The organism is Intrasporangium mesophilum, assembly GCF_054783095.1.
Map to the genome: position 1 here is coordinate 62160 of NZ_BAAGRF010000010.1, position 26658 is coordinate 88817.

The 26658-nt window shown below is 69.9% G+C and carries 27 protein-coding genes; 17 read left to right on the forward strand and 10 right to left on the reverse strand.

The window, feature by feature from the left end; translation table 11 throughout:
• Positions 1-45: 45 nt before the first annotated feature.
• The 5 genes from ACYVLP_RS09615 to ACYVLP_RS09635 all read left to right on the forward strand — a co-directional run bounded on the left by ACYVLP_RS09615 (position 46) and on the right by ACYVLP_RS09635 (position 4996).
• Positions 46-1413: a glutamine synthetase family protein gene (locus tag ACYVLP_RS09615; RefSeq protein WP_460627119.1), complete on the forward strand. Its 1368-nt coding sequence runs from the start codon at positions 46-48 to the stop codon at positions 1411-1413.
• Positions 1414-1494: 81 nt separating this feature from the next.
• Complete coding sequence (locus ACYVLP_RS09620) at positions 1495-2868, forward strand: aldehyde dehydrogenase family protein (RefSeq protein ID WP_460627120.1); 1374 nt, start codon at positions 1495-1497, stop codon at positions 2866-2868.
• A 38-nt stretch (positions 2869-2906) separates the two neighbouring features.
• A complete protein-coding gene (locus ACYVLP_RS09625; protein WP_460627121.1) occupies positions 2907-3674 on the forward strand; it encodes a 3-oxoacyl-ACP reductase in 768 nt (255 codons plus the stop codon).
• A gap of 67 nt (positions 3675-3741) precedes the next feature.
• Positions 3742-4479 (forward strand): gamma-glutamyl-gamma-aminobutyrate hydrolase family protein, encoded by a 738-nt coding sequence (locus tag ACYVLP_RS09630; RefSeq protein WP_460627122.1) that lies wholly within the window; start codon positions 3742-3744, stop codon positions 4477-4479.
• Between the two features lie 52 nt (positions 4480-4531).
• Entirely contained in the window at positions 4532-4996 is a 465-nt protein-coding gene (locus ACYVLP_RS09635) for an SRPBCC family protein (RefSeq protein ID WP_460627123.1), read from the forward strand.
• Here the strand turns inward: ACYVLP_RS09635 and ACYVLP_RS09640 are convergent, their stop codons facing one another.
• On the reverse strand, positions 4997-6475 hold the full coding sequence (locus ACYVLP_RS09640; protein WP_460627124.1) for a carboxylesterase/lipase family protein: 1479 nt from the start codon (positions 6473-6475) through the stop codon (positions 4997-4999).
• Between the two features lie 510 nt (positions 6476-6985).
• Between ACYVLP_RS09640 and ACYVLP_RS09645 the strand changes: the two genes are divergently transcribed.
• Together ACYVLP_RS09645 and ACYVLP_RS09650 are read left to right on the forward strand one after the other, a co-directional pair.
• Entirely contained in the window at positions 6986-7462 is a 477-nt protein-coding gene (locus ACYVLP_RS09645) for a transposase (protein ID WP_460627293.1), read from the forward strand.
• Between the two features lie 1686 nt (positions 7463-9148).
• Entirely contained in the window at positions 9149-9400 is a 252-nt protein-coding gene (locus ACYVLP_RS09650; RefSeq protein WP_460627294.1) for a hypothetical protein, read from the forward strand.
• Between the two features lie 63 nt (positions 9401-9463).
• Here ACYVLP_RS09650 and ACYVLP_RS09655 read toward each other — a convergent pair whose 3' ends face one another.
• Positions 9464-9949 carry a hypothetical protein gene (locus ACYVLP_RS09655; protein WP_460627125.1) on the reverse strand — a complete coding sequence of 162 codons (486 nt, stop codon included), beginning with the start codon at positions 9947-9949 and terminating at the stop codon, positions 9464-9466.
• A 417-nt stretch (positions 9950-10366) separates the two neighbouring features.
• On the opposite strand from ACYVLP_RS09655, the gene cimA reads away from it, so the two are divergent.
• Entirely contained in the window at positions 10367-11956 is a 1590-nt protein-coding gene (cimA, locus tag ACYVLP_RS09660) for a citramalate synthase (protein WP_460627126.1), read from the forward strand.
• On the opposite strand, the gene bioD is transcribed toward cimA, so the two are convergent.
• Genes bioD through bioB form a run of 4 tightly spaced genes read right to left on the reverse strand, consistent with a single transcriptional unit; the run spans position 11935 to position 16274 of the window.
• Positions 11935-12630 (reverse strand): dethiobiotin synthase, encoded by a 696-nt coding sequence (gene bioD, locus ACYVLP_RS09665; protein ID WP_460627127.1) that lies wholly within the window; start codon positions 12628-12630, stop codon positions 11935-11937. The two genes, cimA and bioD, sit on opposite strands and share 22 nt — an antisense overlap.
• Positions 12631-12635: 5 nt before the next feature.
• The gene (locus ACYVLP_RS09670) at positions 12636-13841 is read right to left on the reverse strand and encodes an 8-amino-7-oxononanoate synthase (protein ID WP_460627128.1); all 1206 of its coding nucleotides are present in this window, start codon (positions 13839-13841) and stop codon (positions 12636-12638) included.
• Positions 13838-15181: an adenosylmethionine--8-amino-7-oxononanoate transaminase gene (locus ACYVLP_RS09675; RefSeq protein WP_460627129.1), complete on the reverse strand. Its 1344-nt coding sequence runs from the start codon at positions 15179-15181 to the stop codon at positions 13838-13840. The genes ACYVLP_RS09670 and ACYVLP_RS09675 overlap by 4 nt, the downstream gene beginning before the upstream one ends.
• Complete coding sequence (gene bioB, locus ACYVLP_RS09680; RefSeq protein ID WP_460627130.1) at positions 15174-16274, reverse strand: biotin synthase BioB; 1101 nt, start codon at positions 16272-16274, stop codon at positions 15174-15176. The genes ACYVLP_RS09675 and bioB overlap by 8 nt, the downstream gene beginning before the upstream one ends.
• A gap of 108 nt (positions 16275-16382) precedes the next feature.
• Between bioB and ACYVLP_RS09685 the strand changes: the two genes are divergently transcribed.
• Both ACYVLP_RS09685 and ACYVLP_RS09690 read left to right on the forward strand, forming a co-directional pair.
• Positions 16383-16931 (forward strand): TetR family transcriptional regulator, encoded by a 549-nt coding sequence (locus tag ACYVLP_RS09685; RefSeq protein WP_460627131.1) that lies wholly within the window; start codon positions 16383-16385, stop codon positions 16929-16931.
• 150 nt (positions 16932-17081) lie between these two features.
• Positions 17082-17465 (forward strand): VOC family protein, encoded by a 384-nt coding sequence (locus tag ACYVLP_RS09690; protein ID WP_460627132.1) that lies wholly within the window; start codon positions 17082-17084, stop codon positions 17463-17465.
• A gap of 2 nt (positions 17466-17467) precedes the next feature.
• Here the strand turns inward: ACYVLP_RS09690 and ACYVLP_RS09695 are convergent, their stop codons facing one another.
• The 3 genes from ACYVLP_RS09695 to ACYVLP_RS09705 all read right to left on the reverse strand — a co-directional run bounded on the left by ACYVLP_RS09695 (position 17468) and on the right by ACYVLP_RS09705 (position 19063).
• Positions 17468-18085: a M23 family metallopeptidase gene (locus ACYVLP_RS09695; protein WP_460627133.1), complete on the reverse strand. Its 618-nt coding sequence runs from the start codon at positions 18083-18085 to the stop codon at positions 17468-17470.
• Positions 18086-18106: 21 nt separating this feature from the next.
• The gene (locus ACYVLP_RS09700; RefSeq protein WP_460627134.1) at positions 18107-18466 is read right to left on the reverse strand and encodes a YciI family protein; all 360 of its coding nucleotides are present in this window, start codon (positions 18464-18466) and stop codon (positions 18107-18109) included.
• A 123-nt stretch (positions 18467-18589) separates the two neighbouring features.
• A complete protein-coding gene (locus ACYVLP_RS09705) occupies positions 18590-19063 on the reverse strand; it encodes a VOC family protein (protein WP_460627135.1) in 474 nt (157 codons plus the stop codon).
• A gap of 176 nt (positions 19064-19239) precedes the next feature.
• On the opposite strand from ACYVLP_RS09705, the gene ACYVLP_RS09710 reads away from it, so the two are divergent.
• Positions 19240-19881, forward strand: coding sequence for a GNAT family N-acetyltransferase (locus tag ACYVLP_RS09710; protein ID WP_460627136.1), 642 nt, complete (start codon positions 19240-19242; stop codon positions 19879-19881).
• Positions 19882-19907: 26 nt separating this feature from the next.
• Here the strand turns inward: ACYVLP_RS09710 and ACYVLP_RS09715 are convergent, their stop codons facing one another.
• A complete protein-coding gene (locus ACYVLP_RS09715) occupies positions 19908-20792 on the reverse strand; it encodes a 3-methyladenine DNA glycosylase (protein ID WP_460627137.1) in 885 nt (294 codons plus the stop codon).
• A gap of 132 nt (positions 20793-20924) precedes the next feature.
• Here ACYVLP_RS09715 and ACYVLP_RS09720 point away from each other — a divergent pair, with 132 nt between their 5' ends.
• From ACYVLP_RS09720 to ACYVLP_RS09745, 6 genes are all read left to right on the forward strand, one after another.
• Positions 20925-21644: an SDR family NAD(P)-dependent oxidoreductase gene (locus ACYVLP_RS09720; protein ID WP_460627138.1), complete on the forward strand. Its 720-nt coding sequence runs from the start codon at positions 20925-20927 to the stop codon at positions 21642-21644.
• 19 nt (positions 21645-21663) lie between these two features.
• Positions 21664-23148 (forward strand): SagB/ThcOx family dehydrogenase, encoded by a 1485-nt coding sequence (locus ACYVLP_RS09725; protein WP_460627139.1) that lies wholly within the window; start codon positions 21664-21666, stop codon positions 23146-23148.
• Positions 23149-23169: 21 nt separating this feature from the next.
• On the forward strand, positions 23170-23949 hold the full coding sequence (locus ACYVLP_RS09730) for a fumarylacetoacetate hydrolase family protein (protein ID WP_460627140.1): 780 nt from the start codon (positions 23170-23172) through the stop codon (positions 23947-23949).
• Between the two features lie 160 nt (positions 23950-24109).
• Positions 24110-25696, forward strand: coding sequence for a glutamate--tRNA ligase (gene gltX / locus ACYVLP_RS09735; RefSeq protein ID WP_460627295.1), 1587 nt, complete (start codon positions 24110-24112; stop codon positions 25694-25696).
• Positions 25697-25709: 13 nt separating this feature from the next.
• The gene (locus tag ACYVLP_RS09740) at positions 25710-25877 is read left to right on the forward strand and encodes a hypothetical protein (protein ID WP_460627141.1); all 168 of its coding nucleotides are present in this window, start codon (positions 25710-25712) and stop codon (positions 25875-25877) included.
• On the forward strand, positions 25874-26632 hold the full coding sequence (locus ACYVLP_RS09745; protein WP_460627142.1) for an HAD family hydrolase: 759 nt from the start codon (positions 25874-25876) through the stop codon (positions 26630-26632). The genes ACYVLP_RS09740 and ACYVLP_RS09745 overlap by 4 nt, the downstream gene beginning before the upstream one ends.
• Positions 26633-26658: the final 26 nt, after the last annotated feature.

Genomic DNA, 26658 nt, shown 5'->3' on the forward strand with positions numbered 1-26658 from the left:
AAAGGACCGCAGAGAACCCAGACCCCGACGACCAAGGAAGTGGCCATGGCGACAGCACCGACGCTCACTCTCGCCCAGCTCCGCCTCGAGATCGACTCCGGCGACATCGACACCGTCGTCGTCGCCTTCACCGACATGCAGGGCCGGCTCCAGGGCAAGCGGCTGCACGGCCGCTACTTCCTCGACCACGTCCTCGAGCAGGGCACCGAGGGCTGCAACTACCTGCTCGCAGTCGACGTCGAGATGAACACCGTCGACGGCTATGCCATCTCGTCGTGGGAGCGCGGCTACGGCGACATGTTCTTCGACCTCGACCTCACCACGCTGCGCCGGACCCCGGGGGCACGTCACTCGGCGACCATCCAGTGCGACCTCACCTGGCTCGACGGCTCCGGCGCCGTCGCGCAGGCGCCCCGGTCCGTGCTCAAGGCCCAGGTCGACCGGGCGGCCCAGCTCGGCCAGGCGGCATACTGCGGCACCGAGCTCGAGTTCATCGTCTTCGAGGACTCCTACGACGCTGCCTGGGACCGCGGGTACACCGGGATGACTCCGGCCAACCGGTACAACGTCGACTACTCCATCCTCGGCGGCGACCGGGTCGAGCCGCTCCTTCGGGAGATCCGCAACGAGATGTATGCCGCGGGCGCCATCGTCGAGGGCGCCAAGGGCGAGTGCAACTTCGGGCAGCACGAGATCGCGTTCCTCTATGACGAGGTGGTCCGCACGTGCGACAACCACGTCATCTACCGCAACGCCGCCAAGGAGATCGCTGCGCGGCACGGCAAGTCGATCACGTTCATGGCCAAGTACGACCAGCGCGAGGGCAGCTCCTGTCACATCCACCTGTCGCTGCGGGGGCTGGACAGGTCCATCGCCTTCGCCGATGAGGACCGGCCGCACGGGCACAGTGAGCTCTTCGACCAGTTCATCGCCGGCATCCTCGCCACGATGCGCGACTTCACGTACTTCTACGCGCCGAACATCAACTCCTACAAGCGGTTCCAGCCGGGCAGCTTCGCCCCGACCGCAGTCGCGTGGGGCCACGACAACCGCACGTGTGCCCTGCGGGTCGTCGGCCACGGCGCCGGCCTGCGCGTCGAGAACCGCGTGCCCGGTGGCGACGTCAACCCGTACCTCGCCGTCGCCGCGATGCTCGCCGGCGGCCTGTACGGCATCGAGCGTCAGCTCGAGCTCGAGCCGGCCTTCGAGGGCAACGCGTACACCTCCGACAAGCTGCGCGTCCCGACGACGCTCCACGAGGCCCGCGACCTGCTGAGCCGGTCCGAGCTCGCGCGAGGCGTTTTCGGAGACGACGTGGTCGACCACTACGTCAACGCAGCGGACGTCGAGATCACCGCCTTCGACGCCGCCGTGACCGACTGGGAGCGCCGGCGCGGCTTCGAGCGACTGTGACCGCGGCATACGTCCCGGTTCGATGCATCTGCGCGCCAGATATGACGCGCTATGACATCGACCGGCGAGAGTAGGAGTGACATGACCACGACGCACGACGTCATCAACCCAGCGACCGAGGAGCTGGTCCGGACGGTCGGGCTCGCCAGTGTCGACGAGGCCGACGAGGCGATCGCCCGCGCGTCCGAGGCCGGGCCTGCCTGGCGGGCGGTGAGCCCGGGTGACCGCGGGCGCCTGCTGCGGCGGTTCTCGGACCTCGTCGGCGAGCACCAGGAGGAGCTGGCGCTTCTCGAGGTCGCGAACTCCGGCCACACGATCGGCAACGCCCGCTGGGAGGCGGGCAACGTCCGCGACGTGCTCGCGTACTACTCGGCCGCGCCCGAACGGAACTTCGGCCGGCAGATCCCCGTGCCGGGTGGCATCGACGTGACCTTCAAGGAGCCGCTCGGCGTCGTCGGCATCATCGTCCCGTGGAACTTCCCGATGCCGATCGCCGGCTGGGGTTTCGCCCCGGCGCTGGCTGCGGGCAACACGGTCGTGCTCAAACCGGCCGAGCTGACGCCGCTCAGCGCGATGCGCCTCGGCGAGCTCGCCCTCGAGGCGGGCCTGCCGGAGCACGTCTTCACCGTCATCCCCGGCAAGGGCTCGGTCGTGGGGGAGCGCTTCGTGACCCACCCCGCCGTCCGCAAGGTGTGCTTCACGGGGTCCACCGCCGTGGGCCAGCGGATCATGAAGGGTGCAGCCGACCAGGTGAAGCGGGTCACGCTGGAGCTCGGCGGCAAGAGCGCGAACATCGTCTTCGCCGACTCCGACCTCGAGGTGGCCGCCGCGCGCGCCCCGTACGCCGTGTTCGACAACGCCGGTCAGGACTGCTGCGCCCGCAGCCGGATCCTCGTCGAGCGGAGCGTCTTCGACCGGTTCATGGGACTCTTCGAGGAGGCGGTGAAGGGCGTCGTCGTCACCGACCCTCGCGACGAGACCGCGGAGATGGGGCCGCTCATCAGTGGCGGCCAGCGTTCGGCCGTGCGTTCCTACGTGGAGGATGCGCCCGACGACGTCGACGTCGCCTTCCGCGGCGACGCGCCCGACGGCTCAGGCTTCTGGTACCCCGCGACCGTTGTGCTGCCCCGCTCGACGCGTGACCGGGTCTGGCAGGAGGAGGTGTTCGGACCGGTCGTGGCCGTGCTTCCCTTCGACGACGAGGCGGACGCGGTCGCCAAGGCCAACGACACGGCATACGGCCTCTCCGGCTCGATCTGGACGCGAGACATCGGGCGCGGCCTGCGCGTCGCTCGCGGCGTCGAGGCGGGCAACCTCTCGGTGAACTCCCACAGCTCGGTGCGGTACTGGACGCCCTTCGGGGGTTTCAAGCAGAGCGGCATCGGGCGCGAGCTGGGCCCCGACGCCCTCGACGCTTTCACCGACGTCAAGAACGTGTTCATCTCCACCGAGTGAACGATCGAATCCCCTTGAACACAAAGGAAAGAGGAGACATGGCAGGCAGACTCGACGGCAAGGTCGCGGTCGTCACCGGGGGGGGCTCCGGCATCGGGCTCGCCACGGTGCGACGCTTCGCGCAAGAGGGCGCGAAGGTCGTCGTCGGCGACGTCGACGACGCCAACGGGCCGCGCGTCGCCGACGAGGTCGGGGGCACCTTCGTGCTCGTCGACGTGACGAGCAAGGAGCAAGTAGACAACCTCTTCAAGGTCGCCAAGGACACCTACGGCTCGGTCGACATCGCCTTCAACAACGCCGGCATCAGCCCGCCCGACGACGACTCCATCCTCGACACCGACCTCGACGCGTGGCGCCGGGTCCAGGAGGTCAACCTCACGTCGGTCTACCTCTGCTGCAAGGCGGCCCTGCCCTACATGCTCGAGCAGAAGAAGGGCTCGATCATCAACACCGCCTCGTTCGTCGCCGTGATGGGCGCCGCCACGTCGCAGATCTCCTACAGCGCCAGCAAGGGGGGCGTGCTCTCGATGTCGCGCGAGCTCGGCGTCCAGTTCGCGCGCGAGGGTGTCCGCGTCAACGCGCTCTGCCCGGGGCCGGTCAACACGCCGCTGCTCCAGGAGCTGTTCGCCAAGGACGAGGAACGGGCCGCGCGGCGTCTCGTGCATGTGCCCATGGGGCGGTTCGGGGAGCCCGAGGAGATGGCCAACGCCGTGCTGTTCCTCGCCTCCGACGAGTCGAGCTTCGTCACTGCCTCGACGTTCCTCGTCGACGGCGGCATCTCCGGCGCCTACGTCACCCCGTTGTGAGACTGTGGAGGTAGGGAGTTGCGACGGCACGTATGAGCTACGAAACGTCAGATCCGAAGTGCACACCATGAGTCGCCCGGTCATCGGCATCACGGCCTACGTCGAACGCGCCTCGTGGGGCCGTTGGGTGTCGGTGCCGGGTGCGCTCGTGCCCCATCGGTACGTCCACCACATCGAGCGAGCCGGGGGCATCGCGGTCGTCATCCCGCCACGGCACGACGCCGATGACCACATCGCCGCCGAGCTGCTCACCCGCCTCGACGGTCTCGTGCTCGCGGGCGGCGTGGATGTGGCGCCCGAGCTGTATTCGGACGAGCGGCACTCCTCGGTGCAGGCGTCGCGTCCTGACCGTGACATCACGGAGCTGGCGCTCGCTCAGGCCACCCACGAGCTCGACGTGCCCGTGCTCGGCATCTGCAGGGGGATGCAGATCATGGCCGTGGCGGCCGGCGGGCACCTCGAGCAGCACCTGCCCGACCGGGTCGGTCACTCGAACCACTCCCCGGCACCTGCGACGTACGGCAACCACCCCGTGCACACAGTCGAGGGCAGCACCGTGGCCGCCCTCCTCGGGCGCACGGTCGACGTGCCGAGCTACCACCACCAGTCGGTGCTGACTCACCCGGGCTACGTCGCCTCCGGGTGGGCCGACGACGGCACGCTCGAGGCCATGGAGGACCCGCACTCGAGGTTCCGCGTCGCCGTGCAGTGGCACCCCGAGGTGAGCGACGACCCGCGGCTCTTCGTGGGGTTCATCGCCGCCGCGACCGCGTATGCCGCCGAGCGTGCGAGCGTCGCTCGCTGAACGCCCCGGCGCGGCTCTTGAGGATGGGGTGACGCGGTCCCATCATGACGACATGGGCGTGATCGAGCTTGAGCTGACCCGGGCCGTGCCCGCACCGATCGAGCACGTCTTCGCGCGCCTGGCCGACATCAATGGGTACAACGACTGGATGCCGAGGGAGGGCAGCATCTGCCGGCACTCGGAGCAGACCTCGCTGGGACAGCGGGGGGTCGGGACGACCTACCTCGACCGGACGGCGTTCGGGCCCGCACCGGGCGAGATCGCGGAGTACGAGCCGCCGCACACCCTGGTCTACCACTGGTGGGACAGGTCCAGGGGAGGCAGGCTCAACGTCGAGGGCTGGCCGGCATACGCGCTCGTGGCCGACGGCCCCGGCATGACGGTCGTGCATCACAGATCCAGGATCCACACGCACGGTCTCTACCGGGGGGCGACCCCGTTCCTTCGACGGGTGGCCTTGAGGGAGCGGACCACCATCATGGACGCCCTCATGGCGTCCTTCGGGGCCAGCGCGTAGCTAGCGACCGGGGACCGACGGCACGAGGTCGAGCACGGCGGGGTGGTCCCCCCAGATCTGGCGCGACACCTCCTCGGGGTATGCCGTGACCGCGGGCTCGGCGTCGAACCGCCGTGTCGAGCCCGTGTCGTATGCCGGCCAGCCCGGGTCGCCGTGCTTGGCGAACTCCGTCCAGGCGTGCCGCATCTGCTCGGACAGGGCCACTGCCTCCGGGGTCGGGTCGCCGATGAGCATCGCCGGCTGACCCAGGGTGAGGTTGCCGAACACCAGTGGCACGTCCAGGCCGTGGCAAGCGCCCAGCACGCCGCCCATGCCGGGGGCGGGCCAGGTCAGCTCGTAGAGGTGGGCGCGCCCGCCGGCCGCGAGCTGTGCCTCGGCGAGGTGCAGGGACGGCATCCGGAAGAGCCAGTCCGAGCGGACGACCTCGTACAGCTCCTGCGCGTCGGGAAAGGCTTCGCGGTACCGCTGCGGGTTCGGGGCGAAGACCTCGGCGGTCTCGGTCGCCTCCGCTTCGGAGATGGTGCCGAGCTGTCCGCTGATGAGCGTCAGCAGCCGCTGCTCGTGACGCGTGTGCCCGACCATCAGCGCGACCCGGCCTGTGAGTCCCGCCCACGGAGTCGCGGGCAGCACGTCGCCGTCGACGACCGGGGCGAACGGGACGAGCGCGTGTGCCGCCCGGCCCCACCGCCCGGCGTGGTCGGCCATGTGGCCCATGAGGGCGTCTCCGGCAGAGGGCAGCAGCCGGGGATCGACGGTGGGAAGGTCGGCCGGCTCGAGGCCGAGCTCGGCGGCGCATGCTCGGGTGATGTCTGCGGCAAGCCTGGGGGTGAAGAAGGTGCCGGGCACGCTTTGGGCGATGGCGCGGTGGAAAAGGCCCGCCGCCCGCGGCATCGCGAGCAAGGCGGCGACTGAGCCTCCTCCTGCGGACTGGCCGAAAACGGTCACGCGGTCCGGGTCTCCGCCGAATGCTCCGATGTTGGCCTGCACCCACTCGAGCGCAGCGACCTGGTCGAGCAGGCCGCGGTTGGGCGGCAGCCCTTCGACGTACCCGAAGCCCTCCAGCCCCACGCGGTAGTTGAAGGTCACCAGCACGACACCCTCGCGCGCGAGGTTGCTGCCGTCGTACTCAGGAAGGCCGGACATGCCGAACGTGTAGGCCCCGCCCTGGATCCACACCATGACGGGCAGCCGGGCGTTGAGATCCGCAGACCACACGTTGACCGTCAGCCACTCGTCGTCGTCGCCGTCTGCGGCGCCGCCGTCGTCGTCTGCGGCCATGGCGTCCATCCGGAAGACACCCGGCTGCGGAGGCGGGGGCCCGAAGGTCAGCGCATCGCGTATGCCGGCCCAGGCCTTGGCGGGCTCCGGTCGGCCGAACCGCACTGGGAGCTGCGCGTACGGGATGCCGCGAAAGACGGCGAGATCCGCTTCTGACGCGCCACGGACGCCGCCACCAGCCACCTCGATGTCGATGTGCACGCAGCAATGGTCACCATCTCGGCTTCGGCGGCGCCAGCCATTTCCCCCTGTAACGCGGCAGCGCAGGCTCGGATCTCGGTCGACTCGACCTGTCGCAGCGCCTGGAGCAGGCCAGCCGAGGAGTGTTGCGTCGGAGCGCGGGCGTGGTGTTGACCCCCAGATCACCTTGGCGGGCCCGGTGTCGCGACATCGCGGAGGCCGCCTGATGGGCCTGGCAAGGCTGCTCATCGAGGATCTGCCGCAGACACTGGCCGATATGGAGCACGGCACTTTTCGGAGTGGCGAGCCACTCCAGGGCCTGTTACGAAAGTGGCTGGTGTGACGTCGGCGTGTCGCCGGGCATGAGATGAGGCCTCCGCAGTAAGGCAGCAGGTGTTGAATCATCCGAGCCACTGCTGGAGGCCTCGTGTCCACGATGTCCGCCGCGTCCCGCCATGACCTGAACGACGCCCAGTGGTTCGTGTTGGAGCCATTGCTGCTGGTGCCGTCCGGGTGTGGTCGGCCGCGGCAGTGTCCGCTTCGGGTCTGATCGACAGGGTACGGCACCGCACGCGGACGGGGTGCCCGTGGCGGGATGTGCCCCAGAGGCACGGGCCGTGGTGGCGGGTGCACGCGCTGTTCGCGTGCTGGCAGGTGGTCGGCGTGAGAACGGCTCGAGTCGACGTTGATTGCGCAGGCGGATGTGGTCGGCACGTTGTCCTGGCGGCTGTCAATGGACTCGAGCACCTCGCGGGCTCACGCGCACGCCGCGGGCTCGAGGCGGGACAGCGTGGATCTGGTTGTGGGAGAACCGCCTCACCACGCGCTGGGCCGCTCTCGTCGCGGCTGGTCGACCTAGATGCACGTCGTGATCGACACCCGCTGTGGCGGTCTGCCGTTCCGGCTCACCCTGGCCAGGTCGGTGACTCACCCGAGATGATCCCGGTCCTTGACGCCATCCGGGTCGCCCCGCTCCGAACCCGGTCGTGCCCGCACCCGTCCCGATGAGGTGCTGGCTTCCAAGGCCTACGCCTCCCGCGCGAACCGCGTCTGACTGCGCCCGCGGGATCCGGGCCCGATCCCGCCGACCAAGCCGGCCACCGCCGACGCCGAGGCTCCACCGGTGGAGGGCCTCCGGGGTTCGACCCCGAGCGGTACAAAGACCGCACGCGGTCTTGTGCGGCATCAAGATCCTCAAACACCACCGCGGCTTCGCCACCCGGTACGACTAGCTCGCCGTCCGCTTCGCCGCGACCCGTTCACGTCGCGGTCATCGATCACTGGCTCAAACGGCTTTCGTAACAAGCCCTCGCGCAAAGTGCTGTCGATCACTACGACGCGGGCCTAGTACCGCTGGAGGTCGGGCTTGTGGACAACTCGGCTGTTTGCATCGGTTTGCTGTGGGTAGCGACGGACGACTGTCAGTGGTCGAACATATGTTTGAGTCATGAGCACGACAGTCCGCGACCAGGAGCGCCGAGAGGGCCCGCACGAGGGCGCCCCTTCGCCGGTGCAGGACTCAGGTGCGTCAGCGGGACCCGAGGGGGCGGCAAAACCACGTGAGGTCATGGACCCGGTGACCCAGCTGGCGTTGCTGGCGTCGGCTGAGCCGGGGGCGGGCGCGGAGCTGGAGGCTCTGCAGGGTTTGCCTGGACTCGCCGCCCGCCTGGCGTCGATCTCGGAGGAGATCTGGCTGATCGCTCGGTCGTACCCGACGTGGTGCATGCCGGAGGCGGGGGTGGGGGACGCGATCGAGCAGGCGCAGCGGGTGCGCGATGCCGCTCACACCCTGACGGCCGTGTTGGCGGGCGAGGTGACCTCGCGTGGTCTGGGGATGCGAGAAGGGCTCTCGCGCAACAACTGGATCGCGGCTCATGCGCCGGGCCTGGAGGGTGCCGGGGCGGCAGAGCTGACGGCCGTGGGTGCGGTGCTTGCCGAGCCGCGGTGGCGGGCCCTGGCCGAGATGGTGCGTTCGGGGGCGACGACGGTGGACCGGGCCGCGGTGATCGTGCGGTTCCACCAGGACGCGGTGACGTACGCCGAGCGCGAGCATCTCGAGGGTGTGGTCGACTCGATGGTGGAGCAGTCCGGGGTGCTGGGGGCGAAAGAGCTGCGTCGGGTGGTTGCTCGGGCGCGGGTCTCGCTGCGGCCGGCCGAGCAGGTGGAGGCCGAGGATGCCCGGATGCGGGCGGGTCGGTCGCTGTCTCGAGTGGGTCGCTCGGCGGGTCTGGTCGAGTATCGGCTGCGCCTGGATCCCGAGGGCGCGGCGGTGCTTGATGCCGCGATCGACCCACTGGCCCGGCCGCGGCCAGACCTGGACTGGGCAGAGCGTCCGGCGCCGTATCGGCACCCGGTGTGTGGGCACCTGATCCCCGAACCGGGGACCTGGGTCGATGATTCCGGGCCTGATCGCCGGCCCGGCGAACAAGGGCTAGCCGGAGAGCCGGATACGCACGCTGGGCTACCGGACGGGCGCTCTGTCGGGCCGGTGTGTGAGGTCTGCGCCGTGCCGGTGGCCGACCCGCGGCTGCCGGCGACACGGCGTGCTGACGCGCTGCTCGAGCTGGTCGCTCGGGCGGTGGCCGCCCCGATGGGCGTGACCCGGACCCCGCGGGCCAAGGTCGTCATCACGATGTCCTACGCGGCCCTGGTCGGGCTCNGGTTCCCGCGCAGTGGTGCGACGCCCACCATGTCATCCACTGGGTCGACGACGGGCCGACCGACCTGCTCAACGGGGCCCTGCTGTGCGGCCGCCACCACACCCGAGTCCACGAGCTCGGCCTCACAGCTGAGGTGACCCCATGGGAAGTCACCTGGCACCGGCCACCACCCCCGCAGACCCGCCCGACGGCCACGTCGACCTCATCGGTATCGGCGTCGACGGCATCCTCGGCGCGACCCGCCAAGACGATTACCAACACCGGGATCGGTCCCGCACCCCCCTGAGGTTCAAGGCCGAGCACCTGACGCGCTACGCATGGCGAGAACGACCGCGCGACGCTCACGGTTTCAGTCCGGGTGTACCGGCTTGCCCGTCCACTCGCTCATCCGCAGGATCGCCGACTGGACCTGTCGTCGAGCTCCCGGGACCACGCGCAAGGACGCCAGCGACGTAACACCAACGTCGAACCCCTCGGTTGAGAGGATGACCGGGTAGATCAGCATGAGTGGCATCGACTGATGTGCCTCCTCACCCGTAGTGAAGCCCGCGATCTCGTCCGCCCCGAACGTTCGTCCCCGGCCGAAGGCTTGACGGACCATGACTCCGTCGCCGCGCGCGAAGACGCCCACGCGTGCGCCTCCATACGTGAAGGCAATCCCGAGTGCGACACAGCCGGCACCGATCACGAGACCGCTCCCGTAGGCGCCCTTCGTCTCGCCCGGCTCGGCCGACGCTGTCAGCGCCACGACGCCCAGCAGGGCCAACATGAGGCCAAGCCCGATGACGAGGAATGACCACATCGATCGGACGGAGCGGCGAAACAGCAGGATCATGCGACGACCCTTGGCGCGCGCCGATGGGACCGCAGTGCGAGTCTGAAGGTGCATGAGCGGTTGTGGGTCACGCATCGGAGTCTCCCAGACGCCACGTCGGGCTGGTCCCCGTCCAGTATCCGGACCAGGCGTTTCGCTCGACGGGCGGGCACCCCTACCTTGAGCGTGTGATGAAGCGACTCGTGCCCACCGGCACGCTCATTATCGAATAGCGCGACGAGAGACCCTCGTCGCGCAGACCTCCCAACCCTTGGGGGGTCTTTTTGTTTCCCGATCCACCCATGAGGGAGACGTCGCGAGGCCACACCCGGCCGGACGGCATACGAGAAGAGCGCGAGTCGCAGCAGCAACCTGCACAGGCCGGACCGCCACCAGAGGTGGTCGGCGACCACTCCGAGATCGAGGACAATCAAGGTCATGGAAGCCCTGCACGTCTACGACACCACCCTGCGCGACGGCGCCCAACAGGAGGGGCTCAACCTCTCGGTGTCGGACAAGCTGGCCATTGCCGAGCTGCTCGACGACCTCGGGGTCGACTTCGTCGAGGGTGGCTGGCCCGGAGCGAACCCGAAGGACACCGAGTTCTTCGAGCGCGCCAAGACCGAGCTGCACCTGCGCAACGCGACCCTCGCAGCCTTCGGGGCGACCCGCCGTGCCGGTGGGACGGCGGCAGAGGACCCGCTGGTCCGCGCGCTCGTCGACTCGGGCGCATCAGTGGTCTGCCTCGTCGCGAAGTCGCACGTCCGGCACGTCGAGGAAGCCCTGCGCACGACGCTCGACGAGAACCTCGCCATGGTGCGTGACACCGTGAGCCACCTCGTCGGCCAAGGGCGCCGGGTCTTCCTCGACGCCGAGCACTTCTTCGACGGCTGGCACCTCGACCGCGACTACGCGCTGTCGGTGGTCCGAACGGCGCACGATGCCGGCGCCGAGGTCGTCGTGCTCTGCGACACCAACGGCGGCATGCTGCCGCACCAGGTCGAGCAGGTCGTCACCGACGTCATCGCCTCGACCGGGGCCCGGATCGGTGCGCACTGTCACAACGACACGGGCTGCGCGGCCGCGAACTCGGTCGCAGCCGTCCGCGCCGGCGCGACCCACGTCCAGGGCACGGTGAACGGCTACGGCGAGCGCACCGGGAACGCCGACCTCATCACGGTCGCAGCGAACCTCCAGTTCAAGCTCGGCCTCGACGCGATGGCGCCTGAGTCGTTCCGCCGGGCCATGCACATCGCCCACGCGATCAGCGAGGTCACCAACGTCCCCGCGTACAGCCGTCAGCCGTACGTCGGTGCGAGCGCCTTCGCGCACAAGGCGGGCCTGCACGCCAGCGCGCTGAAGGTCGACCCCGACCTCTACCAGCACATGGACCCTGCCCAGGTGGGCAACGGCATGCGCACGCTCGTCTCGGACATGGCCGGGCGGGCGAGCATCGAGCTCAAGGCCCGCGAGGCCGGGCTCGACCTGTCCGACCGCCCGGACGTCGTCGCCAAGGTGCTCGCCGAGGTCAAGGACCTCGAGCTGCGCGGGTGGACGTTCGACGCGGCCGACGCGACGGTCGAGCTCATGGTCCGTGAGGCGCTCCAGCCTGGCTGCACTCACTACTTCGAGGTCGAGTCCTGGAGGGTCATCACCGACTCCACTGGCTCGTTGGCCGTCGGCGACGCGACCTCAGAGGCCACGGTGAAGCTCCGCGCCGACGGGGCTCGCCTCATCGCCACCGGCGAGGGCAACGGTCCGGTCAACGCGCTCGACCACGCACTGCGCGACGCCCTGACCCGTGCGTACCCCGAGATCGAGAAGCTCGAGCTCATCGACTTCAAGGTCCGCATCCTCGACGCGTCCCACGGCACCGACGCGATCACGCGTGTGCTCATCGAGACGTCGGACGGCGAGACGTCGTGGGACACCATCGGCGTCGCGGGCTCGATCCTCGCCGCATCGTGGCGGGCACTGACCGACGGCATCGTGCACGGCCTGCTCCGTCAGGGAGTGCCCATCCGCTGAGCCAGGGCGGCCAGCCAGACAGGCGCCTCGCCGCGGAACGCCTCGGGACCACGGCTCGGCGCACCCTCGGGGATCGCGCCGAGCAGGCCTTCGGGGAGCGATGCGAGGTACTCGCGATTCGTCGTCTCAACCGTGCTCGGCTCCTGCGGCCAAGCGCCCAGCACAATGCCGGAGCAGTCAATCCCCCTGTGCGCCAGGGCCTCTCGTGTCAACATCGTGTGGTTCAGTGTGCCCAGCCCACTGCGGGCCACGACGACGATCCCCGCTCCCGGCAGCGCTTTCGCAAGGTCCGCCAGCGTCTCAGCCGCCTCGGTGAGCTCGACGAGCAGCCCGCCCGCACCCTCCACGAGCACATGGTCGTGTGTCGCGGCGAGCTGTGCGACCGTCGCGAGGTGCTCTGCGAGCGTGGGGAGGCCCGCGCCCTCGAGTGCCGCGGCGGGGCGCGGTGCCATCGGTGCCCTGAGCCGCACCCCCTCGTGGCTGGACACACCCGCCAGTCGGGCCACCTCGGCCATGTCGCCGGGCTCGCCCGGCTCGACGCCAGTCTGGGTGGGCTTGTATGCCGTCACGCTGCGTCCCACGGACACCAGCAGTGCCGCGAGCGCCGCCGTTGCGACGGTCTTGCCGACCTCGGTATCGGTCCCGGTGACGACGACCACAGTGGGCAGCCTCATGCCGGTCACCGGGGGAGCGAGCCGGGTGTGCGGGTGCTCGCGCCGTTGGCGAGGACGCGGCCCGGGACCGGGCTCGCGACGGTGGCGACCAGGGCCGCGGCCTCGGCGACCTCCGACGTCGACAGGTCCGCTCGAGCTGTGATGCGCAGGCGGGAGACGCCGTCCGGGACGCTGGGCGGGCGGAAGCACCCGACGAGCACGCCGTGCTGTCGCAGGGTGAGCGCCGCGGACACGGCCGCGTCGGGGCTGGGCATCGGCAGTGACTGCACGGCGCCGACAGCGCGGTCGATGCCACAGATGGAGGCGATCGTCCGCGCGTTGGCCCGCACGGCGGCGGACAGCGTCGGGTCGTCCGAGATGATGTCTGCGGCCGTCAGGGCTGCCCCCGCTGCAGCCGGAGCGAGGCCGGTGTCGAAGATGAAGGTGCGCGCCGTGTTCACGAGGTGGTCGCGGACGGCTACGGGGGCCAGCACGGCACCGCCCTGCGACCCGAGCGCCTTGGACAGCGTGATGGTGAGCACGACGTTCGGGCTCCCGACGAGTCCGAGCTCGTCGACCAGGCCCCGCCCGTGGCCGGCGACGCCGATCCCGTGGGCTTCGTCGACGACGAGCAGGGCGTCGTGCCGACGGCAGACCTCGACGAGCTCGAGGAGCGGTGCCGCATCACCGAGGACCGAGTAGATCGACTCGACGGCCACGACGACGCGCGCTCCGGCGCGAAGCCGGAGCTGGCTGTCGAGAGCCGCCGGGTCGTTGTGAGCAAAGGTCGCGTAGGGCACTCGCGACATGCGCGCCGCATCGTGCAGCGAGGCGTGTGCATGTGCGTCGAGCAGGATCTCCGCCCCGCGCCCGCTGAGCGCGGTGAGCACGCCGAGGTTGGCTGCATACCCAGTGGAGAAGGCGAGGGCGCTCGGCTGGCCGGTCAGGCGGCAGAGCGCCGCCTCCAGCTCGCGATGGACCGGGAGCGTGCCGGTGACGAGGCGGCTGGCCGTGGCCGAGGCGCCGTACCGCTCGAGCGCCTCGTGCGCTCCGGCGACCACCCGTGCGTCCTGGGAGAGCCCCAGGTAGTCGTTCGAGGCGAGGTCGAGGATGTCGTGCGCACCAGCGAGGCGGCCACCGAGCCGCAGGACGGGGTCCTGCCGCTCGACCCCCCTCTGCGTCCGCAGGGCCGCGCGCTCGCGCAGCCAGCCGTCCCACACGCTCGACGTCACGAGTGCACCTCCTCGATGGCGCCGACGAGAGCATCGGCGATGGTCCGGACGTCGTCGTCGCCGCAGACGTAAGGCGGCATGGTGTAGACGAGGTCGCGGAACGGTCGTACCCACACGCCGCGCTCGAGCGCAGCGCGGGTCACGCGGGTCACGTCGACGGGCCGGTCGAGCTGGACCACACCGACGGCGCCGAGCGTGCGGACGTCGCGCACGCTGTCCAGTTCCGTTGCAGGAGAAAGGAACTCATTCAGGGCACGACCAACGCGTGACACGTTGTCCGTCCACCCGCACTCGACGAGGTCGAGGGAGGCGTCGGCGACTGCACACGCGAGCGGGTTCGCCATGAACGTCGGGCCGTGCAGCAGCGCGCGGAACTCCGAGCGCGTGATCGCGGCACCTACCGCGCTTGATGTGAGCACCGCTGCGAGAGTGAGGTATCCGCCGGTGAGCGCCTTGCCCACGCACATCACGTCAGGTGCCACTCCTGCCCACTCGGTCGCGAAGAGCCTTCCCGTGCGGCCGAATCCGGTCGCGATCTCGTCGACAACCAACAGCAGGCCGTGCTCGTCCGCGACGTCTCGCATGACCCGAAGGGCGTGTGGGTGGTAGACGTGCATCCCTCCGGCGCCCTGCAGCACCGGCTCGACGACGATCGCCGCCAGGTCGTCGGTGTGCCGTCGCGCCAGGTCGCGGAACTCGGCCTCCCAGGCGGTCTGTGCCTGCTCGTCCACCTGCCACCGGTGGGTGAACCGGGCGGCTGGTGGCCGCGGTGCGAAGACCTGCCTGGCGAGAGCACCGGGAAAGGCCGAGTGCATCCCGTCCACCGGGTCGCAGACGCTCATCGCGGCGAAGGTGTCGCCGTGGTAGCCGCCCCGGACGGTGAGGAAGTGCTGTCGGCGCGGTCTGCCGGTCGCGGCCTGGTACTGGAGGCTGAGCTTGAGGGCCACCTCCACGGAGACCGAGCCCGAGTCGGCGAAGAAGACATGGGCCATCGGACCCGGCGCCAAGGCCACGAGGCGCTCGGCGAGGGCGACTGCGGGCTCGTGGGTCAGACCGCCGAACATGACATGGCTGAAGCGCTCGATCTGCGCGTGCGCCGCGGCATCGAGCGCCGGGTGGCGGTACCCGTGGATCGCGCACCACCAGGAGGCCATCGCGTCCACGGCCTCGAACCGCGTTCCGTCAGCCGCACTGAGCCCGAGCCGGACCCCTTTGGCCGACCGGACGGCATACGGCTCGGGACCGTCGAGAGGGGCGTAAGGGTGCCAGACGAGACCTCGGTCGCGCTGCACGACCGAAGGGGCGAGGGTTGCGGCCGGCCCCGGCCGGGGGTCACGCATTGGGCAGCAGGTCCGTCCCGGCTCCACGTCGTCGCTTGGCCGGGTCGTGGTCGGTCGCTGTATTCGAGAGCCCGCCGGACTGATCGACGCCATCGCCGGGGCCGATGTCCTCATTCGATCCCAGCACGACGAAGCCGTTGTCTCGGATCAGCTCGAGGTCTGCCTCGGCAGCCTGGCCCTCGGACGTGAGGTAGTCGCCGAGGAAGATGGAGTTGGCCACGTGCAGAGCAAGAGCCTGCAGCGACCGGAGATGCATCTCGCGGCCGCCGGCGATGCGAATCTCCTTGTCGGGGCACACGAACCGCGCCATCGTGAGGATCTTGAGGCAGCGCGACGGTGTCAGCTCCCAGGTGCCTTCGAGCGGCGTCCCGTCGAAGGGCATGAGGAAGTTCACGGGGATCGAGTCGGAGTCGAGCGCCTTGAGCGCGAACAGCGCCTCGACGAGCTGCTCGTCGGTCTCGCCGAGCCCGGCGATGAGGCCGGAGCAGGGGGAGAGGCCGGCGCCCTTGGCCTTGGTCACGGTGTCGACGCGGTCGGCGTACGTGTGGGTCGAGACGATCTCGTCGTGGTGCGACTCGGCCGTGTTGATGTTGTGGTTGTAGGCGTCGACGCCTGCCTCGCGGAGGCGTTCCGCCTGGCCGTCCTTGAGCAGGCCGAGGCAGGCACACACCTCGACCTGTGGGTGCTCGGTCTTGAGGGCGCCGACCATGCCGGCGACCCGCTCGATGTCACGGTCGGTGGGGCCGCGCCCGCTGGAGACCATGCAGACCCGGGTCGCGCCTCCACGCAGGCCCGCCTCGGCCTGGGCGACGGCCTCGTCAGCGCGCAGCCAGGTGTACCGGAGGATGTCGGCCGTCGAGCCGAGCCGCTGAGAGCAGTAGTGGCAGTCCTCCGGGCACAGACCAGACTTGAGGTTGACGAGGTAGTTGACCTTGACCGTGTTGCCGAAGTGCTTGCGGCGCAGGCGTGCTGCCGCCCCGACCAGTGCCAGGAGCTCGTCGTCGGTGGCTCGGAGCACGTCGAGCGCGTCGTCAGGCGTCGCGGGCGTGCCGGCGAGCACGGCGTCGGCGAGGTCCTCGAAACGGCGGGTCATGCGGGCTCCTTGCGCTCGGCGTTGAACGGTGTTCAACTTGAACAGTGTTCAGTATGCCGGGTGGCTAGGCTCGGCTGTCAACGCGACGGGAGCAGGGGGTGGGGTGACATGGCACTGAGCCGGGACCAGGTCGTCGGCACCGCCGTGGACCTGCTGCGCCGCTATGGCCTCGCCGATCTCACGATGCGCCGGCTCGCGCGCGAGCTCGGCGTCGCGCCCGGAGCCATCTACTGGCACGTGGCGAACAAGCAGGAGTTGCTGGTCGAGGTCGCCGACGTCCTGCTCGCCCGGATTCCCGAGCCGAGCCCGGACCAGCCGCCGCGCGAGGCCCTGGCGAGCCTTGCGGTCGCCATCCGGGAGGCGCTCGTGCAGGTCCCCGACGGCGCCGACGTCGTGGCCCTGGCCTATGCCGTCGAGCCCGGGCGGCCGTTGCGTGACCTGGCGACGCTCGTCGCACGCGCTGGAGTCCCCGTTGGGGAGCGCGACGCGGTCGCTGGCCTCGTGCTGAACCACATTCTGGGATCCGTTGCGGCGCAACAGAACCGGTCGCTGGCCGCCGAGGTCGATCCGGACGCTGTCGTGGTCGACACGATAGGCGAGCTGAAGGCGTTCGAGGTCGGCCTGGGCGTGATCGTCCGTGGCCTGACGGCCCACTAGACGCGCGAAAGTGCTGGGCGGCTCAGGCCCCGCCCAGCACCACCCCCCTGCAAGGAGTGGATGTCGTCGACGCGCGTGCCTGTACCTTCGCCGACACCCTTCAGAGCGCGTCGGCTCCGATCTGATACGTCCGTGATGCCAGAGTGAGGGATGCCTCTCACCCGGTCCCACCCATGGTTCGGCGTCGTCCTCGACGCGCCCGACGCGTCGGAGCTCGCACACTTCTACCAGCAGCTCCTCGGCTGGACGCTCTACAAGGACTCCGCCGAGTGGGCGACGCTCGCCCCGGACGACACGTCCGGGTACAACCTGTCCTTCCAGCGCGAGCCGAACTACGTCAGGCCCGTGTGGCCGAGCCGCCCCGGGGAGCCGCTGATGATGATCCATCTCGACATCGAGGTGGACGACCTCGATGACGCCACTGCGTATGCCGTGAGCGTCGGCGCCCAGGTGGCCGAGTTCCAGCCCCAGCACGACGTCCGGGTCTGCTACGACCCGGCCGGGCACCCGTTCTGCCTCTACGTCGACGACTGAGCTCACGCGATGTGCACGACCTGGCCGTTGCGCGGGAGCGTGCGGTCGAAGGTGATGGGGACCGGTCGAGCGTGCTCGGGGTCCGTCCCGTCGAAGGCTTGCACGTGAACGTGGGGTTCGGTGCTGTTGCCGGAGTTGCCGCATCTTCCGATGACCTGCCCGATGTGCAGCGCCTGGCCAGGCTGGACCCGCACACTGTCCCGCTGGAGGTGGCACAGGGCCACGACGACCCCGGAGCGCGTGGCGATCAGCACATGGTTGCCGGCGAGAGCCGGCCAGCCCGCCGCCGCCCGTCGGCGCTGCGTGAGTGCGTAGCCGACGGACGGCAGTCCCCGAAAGGCGTGGTGGTCCTCCGCCCGGTCGTCCACTGTGAGGATGGATCCCTCGACCGGGGCGAGCACCGGCTGGCCGAAACCCGGGAAGCGGTCTGGTGACTCGCTCCGGACGAGCGTCGAGAGCCTCACGGGGGCCGACCTGCCGTCGTCGCCTACGGGCACGAAGTCGATGGCGTACGAGCTGGCGAATGCCGTGGTGCCGTGGCTGGGAACACGGTTGGCGGGGCTGTTCTGGACCAGCCACCGTCCGCGGAACGGAAATGCCAGGTCCAAGGCCTCGCCCACGGCAGCGAATCCAGCGCCGAGTCAGTCGGTCTGTGGCTGCGGCTTGAACCGGCGAACCTCGTGGGGCCAGCCGCACGCCTCCGCGATCTTTCCCGCCCACATCGTGGCGGTCTCGTCGTCGGCCACGTCCACGACGGCGAAGCCGCCCAGGAACTCCTTGGTCTCGACGTAGGGTCCGTCAGTGATCAACGGGGTGCCGTTGGTGGGGTCCGCGCTGTAGACCGGGCCGTCCTCCTCCTCCAGTCCTCCGGCGAAGACATACACGCCGGCAGCCTTCATCTCGTTCACGACCGCCATGGCGAGCGGTCCGCGACCGCGGAACCACTCTTCGGTGTGGTCGCCCACCCACTGCTGGTTGAAGTAGAGGAGGTACTCGGTCACAACGGCTCCTTCTGCTCTGGCAGACCGGGTTGGTCCGCGTTCATACCTACTCCACGAACAGCGACACGCGAATCCGACACAGTGGCACCGGAAGATGTCGGTCCGGACATCGGAGTCGGGCGATCAGGCGCCGTCGTAGGCCGCCTGAAGCTCGGCGACGTCGATCTTGCCCATCTTCAGCATCGCCTGGCAGACCCGCAGGTTGGCCGCGGTGGTGTAGTCACCCGACAGCTCCTCGAGCTCGCGGGGGATGACCTGCCACGAGACTCCGAACTTGTCCTTGCACCAGCCACAAGGACCAGGCTCGCCGCCGTCTGCGGTGAGGATCTCCCAGTACCGGTCCACCTCGTCCTGCCCGTCGACGCGCAGATAGAAGGAGAACGCTTCGTTGAGCTGGAACTCCGGTCCGGCGTTGAGCCCGGTCACCTCGTGTCCGGCGACGGTGAACTCCACGACCTCAGCGATGGAGCTGTCGGGCTCGGCGCGGGCCGTGAACACTCTCGTGACGGCCGAGTTCGGGATGTGATCGGCGTAGAAGTTGGCAGCCTCGACGGCCTTGTCGTTTCCGAACCACAGGTGCGTGCGTACCGATGCCATGTGCGTCTCCTCACGTCCGGGACCCTCCCGACCGGGTCCGGTCAGGACAGTATTCACCGAGCCGGTGCTCGATCCGGGCCGCGTGACCGCGCGATCGGCGCGAATGACCGGGCGACACCGTGGCCATGCAAAACCGGGTGCATCGTCGCTGCCTTCTGAGGTTGGATCCCTACGTGATGAGCTATCCGCTCCTCGACGTGCGGGTCAGCACGCCGACGCTGGAGCTGCGCAGCGCCACGGACGAGCTGCTGGACCAGCTCGCCGACCTCGTGCGCTCGGGCAAGACCCATGCCGACCCGGCCCCGTACGACGACCCGATGTCGTTCTATGAGACCGACCCCGATCTACGCGTCGCCAACTGGCTCCGGGCGATCTGGCGTGGCCGCGGCAGGGTCGAGCCGGACGCCTGGCGGCTCTACTTCGTGGTCATGGTCGACGGCCGGCCCGTCGGCGAACAGACGCTGACCGGGGTGAGCTTCTCCACCCTCGGGACGGTCACCACCTTCTCCTGGCTGTCGGTCGACCAGCGCGGCCGGGGGATCGGACGCGAGATGCGCGAGGCGGTCCTGCACCTCGCCTTCGACGGCCTCGGGGCGAAGGAGGCATCCAGCGACGCCTTCGTCGACAACCCAGGCTCCAACGCGATCTCGCGGGGACTCGGTTACGACCCCAACGGGTTCGACTGGGCGACCAGGCAAGGGGAGCCTGCCTTGCTCAACCGGTGGCGGCTCACCAGAGACGGCTGGGGGAAGCGACGCCGGGACGACATCCAGCTCCACAACGTCGAGGCCTGTCACGCCCTGCTGCCCTTGTCCTGACAGTACAGAGCGGCGTGTGCCAGGACTCACTCGGGTCGGCTCGGCGAGCTGAGCAGGATGCCGTCACAGGCGGCGACCAAGCGCTCGCGCAGCGCCTGGCCGCGCGCGGCGAAGGCGCGCTGCTCGGCGGCATACTGCGCCTTGCCCTCGGCCGTCTCGATGAGCACGGGCTCGTAGCCGATCTCGCGCAGGTCGTACGGCGCCGCGCGCATGTCGAGCCCGCGGATGTCCCGCGCGAGCTCGAAGCAGTCCATGACGAGGTCGCTCGGCATGGCCGGCACGAGCTTGTGCGCCCACTTGTAGAGGTCCATCCCGGCATGGAGGCAGCCAGGCTGTTCGTATGCCGTCTGGTCGGCTCGCGTGGGCGACAACGAGTTTCGTGGAGCTGCGGCCTCGGTGAAGAAGCGGTAGGCGTCGTAGTGCGAGCAGGCGATCTGATGGTTCTCGACGACGGCGTCGGTGCCGTCCTGGCCCAGGCGCAGCGGCCAGTCCGAGTGCCGGACGTCCGACTGGTCGAGGCGGTAGACCATCGCCCACTCGTGCATGCCGAAGCACCCGAAGCGTCCCTGCCGTGCAGCGGTCCTCGAGACGAGCTCACGCACGAACCGGAGCGTCTCACCGCGGTCGGCGACAAAGGCCTCGACATCGACCCCCACGACGTCCCCGATGGTTCGGTAGAACCGCCAGTCGCGATGCGGAGCGCGATGAGCGGCCTCGAGGGCCACACCTGCGCCGGGGTGCCACCGGCGGAGCTGGGCCGGCTTGAAGGAGTAGTACGTGAACAGGAAGTCCTCGACCGGGTGCTTGCGGTGGTCCTGCCGCCGCGCGAGGTGCGCAGACGTGGCTTCGTCGACGCGGGCCGCATGGGCTGCCGCGCGCTCGCGCCACTCGGTCTGGGTCAGGATCTGCACCCGTCGAGCGTAGGCGTGCGGCGGCAACCGACCCAAACTCCCCGAGCCGAGCAACGGATCGTCCGGTCCCGCAACGTCTTTCATCCAGGCGAAGTGAAGACGCGAGCCGCCCTCAGGGGTCACCATCGACCCATGACCGGTGTCGAGGGCAAGGTCGTCCTGCTCACAGGCGGGACCATGGGGATCGGGGCAGCTCTCGCGGAGGCGTTCCGGGACGCCCACGCAGAGCTCGTCGTCTCGGCGCGACACGTCGAGGATGCGACGGACGACCACACCGAGGTGCGGGCCGACGTGGGTGTGTCCGAGGACCGGGAGCGGCTCGTGGCGGAAGTCGTCGCACGCCATGGCCGCATCGACGTCCTCGTGAACAACGCCGGCTACGCCCAGGCCGGCCCCGCCGAGAACGAACCGCTCGACGGCATCGCTCGGACCGTGGAGACCAACCTCGTCGGCGCGATGCACCTGTGCCAGCTCGCAGCCGAGCACATGGCCGACAGCGGGGCCGGCAGCATCGTCAACGTCGCGTCGGTCTCGGCGTTCGCAGTGATGGACCGGTACGGCCTCGCTTCCTACACGGCCAGCAAGGCCGGACTCGTCGCGCTGACGAGGGAGCTTGCGTACCAATGGGGCCCGCGCGGCATTCGGGTGAATGCCGTGTCACCCGGATGGTTCCCGACGCGGATGAACGGCTTCCTCGAAGACGGCGACCAGCGGGCCTGGATCGACGCCCACACCTCGCTCCGGCGCCCGGGCTTGGTCGGTGAGATGGTCGGGCCGGTGCTGTTCCTCGCGGGCGAGGACGCGTCGTACGTGACCGGTCAGACCCTGCGCGTCGACGGCGGCTGGGTCTGACGGTCGGGATGATGGGTGCATGGCCGAGGAGACACCAACGCAGCTGGTCCACCGCCTGACGACCTACACGGACAATGACTGGACGGCGCCCCATCCGGACGAGCGGGTCGTGCGGGGATTCGAGCCGAACGACCGCGCGCACCGTCCCCGCCACTACAAGCACTACGACGAGAACCTGCCGCGCGTGGCCCTTCCGCGGGACCTCCGACCCGCGCCCACGCCTGCGCTGGACGTCCTGTCCGGCTCGGTCGCCGTGTCGCGGCAGCCGGCCGACCTGCACTCGCTCGCGCGGCTGCTCTTCCTCTCGGCAGGCGTGACGCGCACCTCGGAGTACCACGGCAACCCGATGGTGTACCGCGCCGCCGGCTCCGCGGGAGCCCGATTCCCACTCGAGCTCTACGTCGTCGTCCCGCAGGACACGACCGAGCCCCTGCCACCCGGAGTGCACTGGTATGACCCGGCCGAGCACGCGCTCGTGACGACGGGCCCCCCACCGTCGGGCGACACGCCATCGGTCGTCGTCACCGGGATCCCGTGGCGCACCGGATGGCGCTACCGCGAGCGCGGGTTCAGGCACATCTACTGGGACGCGGGGACGATGCTCTCCCAGCTGCTCGCCGTGGCCGACTCGGCGGGCCTCGCTGCCGGGCTGCACCTGGACTTCCCGGACCGCGAGCTCGCCGACCTCGTCGGGGCGGACGGCACCGACGAGTTCCCGGTGGCTGTGGTGGCACTCGGCGAGGGCGTCCCCGCATCGACGCCGGCCGGCCCGGCTGACGACGGCGACCTCGACGCCGACGGTCACGTGTTCCCGCTCGTGACCAGCGCCCAGCGTGCCGGCGACCGCGAGGCGTGGGGCCCGGAGCTCGGACGGGGCGAGCCGGTCCGAGTCGCCGCCGCGGTCCCCGCCGCCGACCGCGACCGCACCATCGACGACATCGTGCTCGGGCGCGGCTCGATCCGCAGGCTGGACCCCAGTCGGTCGATCCCCGAGGCATTGCTGGCAGACACCATGGCCGTCGCGATGCGTGGCATCGACGTCCCACACTGGGTGGCGGTCAACGCGGTCGACGACGTCGCCTCCGGCGTGTACCGGTGGCCCGACTTGCGCAACGCCGTCAGGAGTGTCGACGAGACCACGATGCGCCACGAGCTCTACGTCGCCGCCCTCGAGCAGGGACTCGCGAAAGACGCTGCGTACGTGGCGATCTCGGCGGTCGACCTCAAGAAGCTCGATGACCATGCGTACCGTGAGGTGCAGCTCGCCAGCGGCCTGGTGGAGGGGCGGCTCCACCTCGTCGCCGGGGCGCTCGGCGCCGCCGCGAGCGGCATGACCTTCATCGACTCGGCAGTCCCCGCGCTCCTCGGCGAGGACGGGCCGCAGGGCCTCGGTGACGACCTCGCCTGCCTGCTGTGGACCTGTGTCGGCTTCGGGGAGTACCGGTCGGGTCGCGCAGGGACACCGGGTGCGCCGACACGGGTGACCATCGTCGAGCCGCGGTGACTCGGTCGTAGGCTGGGGCCCGTGCGCATCGCGAGGTACACGACCGGGGACGACCCGGCATACGGCATCGTCCAGGGCGACCCCGGTAGTGAGGTGATCACGCCGCTGGCCGGAGACCCGCTGTACGTCGGCCTGCAGCCCAGCGGCGCCGGTCCTGTCCTGCTCGAGGACGTCCGCCTGCTGGCGCCGGTGATCCCGCGGTCGAAAGTCGTGGCGATCGGCAAGAACTACGCCGACCACGCCGCCGAGATGGGCGGCGAGGCACCGGCCGAGCCGATGATGTTCTTCAAGCCCAACACCTCGGTCGTCGGCCCGTTCGACCCGGTCGTGCTGCCAGCGGGGAGCAGCGAGGTCTCCTACGAGGGTGAGCTCGCCGTCGTCATCAAGACGATCACCAAGGGCGTCAAGGCCGAGAACGCCGCCGAGTGCATCTACGGCTACACCATCGCCAACGACGTGACCGCCCGCGACTGGCAGCGCAGCGACGGGCAATGGGCCCGCGCGAAGGGTTTCGACACGAGCTGCCCGCTCGGCCCGTGGATCGAGACCGAGCTGGACCCCGCCGACCTGCACATCACCACGACCCTCGCCGGCGAGGTGCGCCAGGACGGCACGACCGCGGACATGGTGCATGGCATCGGCGCCATCATCGAGCACGCATCGGCGGCCTTCACGCTGCTGCCGGGCGACGTCATCCTCACCGGCACACCGGCCGGAGTCGGCCTCGTCGAGGCCGGCCAGCAGGTCACCGTGGAGATCGAGGGCATCGGGTCGCTGACCAACACCTTCGTGCGTCGGTAGCTCTCTCTGTGACCCCCTCTGTGACCCCCTCTGTGACCCCCTCTGTGACCCCCTCTGTGACCCCCTCTGTGACCCCCTCTGTGACCCCCTCTGTGACCCCCACGGTGGCCCTCTCGACGGCCACTAGGCTGGTCGCACCATGAGCGAGGACACAGCAGGTATGCCGAGCAGTTCCCTTCCCGACGCGAGCCAGGTCGAGGTGCGGCCCGCTCCAGAGCCGCGCCGGAGCACGTCCGACGGCCGGGGCCCGGTCCGCACCCGGGTGGCCCCGAGCCCGACGGGCGACCCCCACGTCGGCACGGCATACATGTCGCTGTTCAACCTCGCCTTCACCCGCCAGCAGGGCGGGCAGTTCGTGCTGCGGGTCGAGGACACCGACCGCGCCCGCTTCCGCGAGGACAGCGAGGCCCAGCTGTACGACACCCTGGCCTGGCTCGGCCTCCACTGGGACGAGGGGCCCGACATCGGCGGCCCCTTCGCTCCCTACCGCCAGTCGGAGCGGCTGGAGACGTACCGTCCCTACGTCGACAGGCTCGTCGAGTCCGGCAACGCCTACTACTGCTGGTGCTCCAAGGAGCGCCTCGACCAGATGCGCGAGGTCCAGCAGAAGACGAAGCAGCCGACCGGCTACGACCGGCTCTGTCTCGGCAAGACCCGCGAGGAGCGTGCCGCCCTGCCTGGCTTCACCGAGACGCCGGTCGTGCGGATGCTCATCCCCGACGACGTGCCGCTCGCCTTCGACGACGTCATCCGGGGCAAGGTCTCCGCCCCGACGCCCGACGACCAGGTGATCCTCAAGGCCGACGGCTTCCCCACCTACCACCTCGCGGTCGTCGTCGACGACCACGAGATGGGCATCACCCATGTCGTGCGCGGCGAGGAGTGGATCAGCTCGACGCCGAAGCACATTCTGCTGTACCGGTGGCTCGGGCTCGAGCCGCCGAAGTTCGCGCACATGCCCCTGCTCCGCAACACCGACAAGTCCAAGATCTCCAAGCGCAAGAACCCCGCAGCCCGCCTGACCTGGTTCCGCGAGCAGGGCTACCTGCCCGAAGCCCTGGTGAACTTCCTTGCACTGCTTGCCTATCCGCCACAGCAGGACGTCGAGGGCAACGACGTCGAGGTGTTCACGTTCGACGAGTTCAGCCGCACGTTCGACTGGGCGAAGGTCAACCCCATCGGCCCGATCTTCGACCTCAAGAAGCTCGAGTGGCTCAACGGCGTCTACATCCGCTCCCTCGACATCGGGGACTTCGCCGGCCGCCTCCTGCCTTACCTCCAGGACGCCGGCATCCTCGGCGACAACCCGTCCCTCGGCGAGCTGGGGCGGCTCAAGGCCGTCGCCGAGCTGATCCAGCCACGGATGGCCCTGCTCACCGAGGCGTCCGCTCTCGTCAGCCCCTTCTTCGTGGCCGACGACCAGCTCGAGATCGCGGACGACGCCCGGGCGACGCTCAAGGACGACTCGGCGCAGGTCCTCGACGCCGCCCTGCACGTGCTCGGCGACATCGACGACCACGGCCGCGCCGTGCTCGGCACCGGCAGCGCCTGGAACGCCCCGACCATCGAGGGAGCCCTGCGAGCAGCGATCGTCGACGGTCTCGGCATCAAGCCGCGATCCGCCTTCGGCCCCCTGCGCACCGCCGTCTCCGGGGCACGGATCTCGCCGCCGCTGTTCGAGTCGATGGAGATCCTCGGCAAGACCTCGACACTGAGCCGTCTTCGCGCGCTTCGCGACTCGCTGTGATGTCGAGACTGGTGTGAGCGACCCCGTCTGGCCGTTGCACGGCATACGCGTGCGTGGGACCGGTCTGGACCTACGCGTCATGGTCGAGGCAGACCTGCTGACCGTCCGGGCGCCCCTGCCCGACGACCTCGACGGGGTGGGGGCCGCCCTGCCGCTCTTCGGGATGGAGGCTGGGCGATGACGGCCCACACGCTGGACGGGGTCCTCGACGGGTCCAAGGGGCTGCTGCTCGACCTCGACGACACCATCGTCGACACCCAGCAGGCCATGGTGGTCGCAGGCACCGACGCGGCCGCGGCGATCTGGCCGGAGCGTTCCGACCATCGCGCCATGGCGCAGCGGTACTACAACGACCCCGAGCGGTGGTTCGCGCGGTATGCCGCCGGCGACCTCGCGTTCGACGCGATGCGGGAGGGGCGGCTGCGCGAGGTCGCCCGGGCCTACGGGGTCGAGCTGCCGGACGGTGCGCACCTGGCCTACGAGGACGCCTACGCGCCGGCCTTCCGCCTCGCACAACGGCTGTTTCCTGACACTCCGGGCCTGCTCACGGCGGCCGAGACCGCCGGGCTGCCGGTCGCCCTGCTCACCAACTCCGCGGAGGCGCCGACCCGAGTCAAGCTCGAGGCAGTCGGCCTGCACGAGCGGTTCGACATCGTCGTGACGACCGACACGCTCGGCTTCGGCAAGCCGGACCCGCGGGTCTACCTCGAGGCCTGCCGGCTGCTGGACCTGGCGCCCGAGGAGGTCGTCTGTATCGGCGACAACCTCGAGTGGGACGTCCTCGGGGCGCAGGCAGCCGGGCTGCGCGGGCTGTGGCTGGACCGCGCCGGCGCCGGCACGGTGGCGGACGTGGCGGACGTGGCGACCGTGCGCTCACTCGACGAGGTCGCGGCCGCGCTCACCGACCGATTTGGGAGACCGCCCGTCGACCGGTAGTATTCCTCTTCGGTTCACCCCGCAGA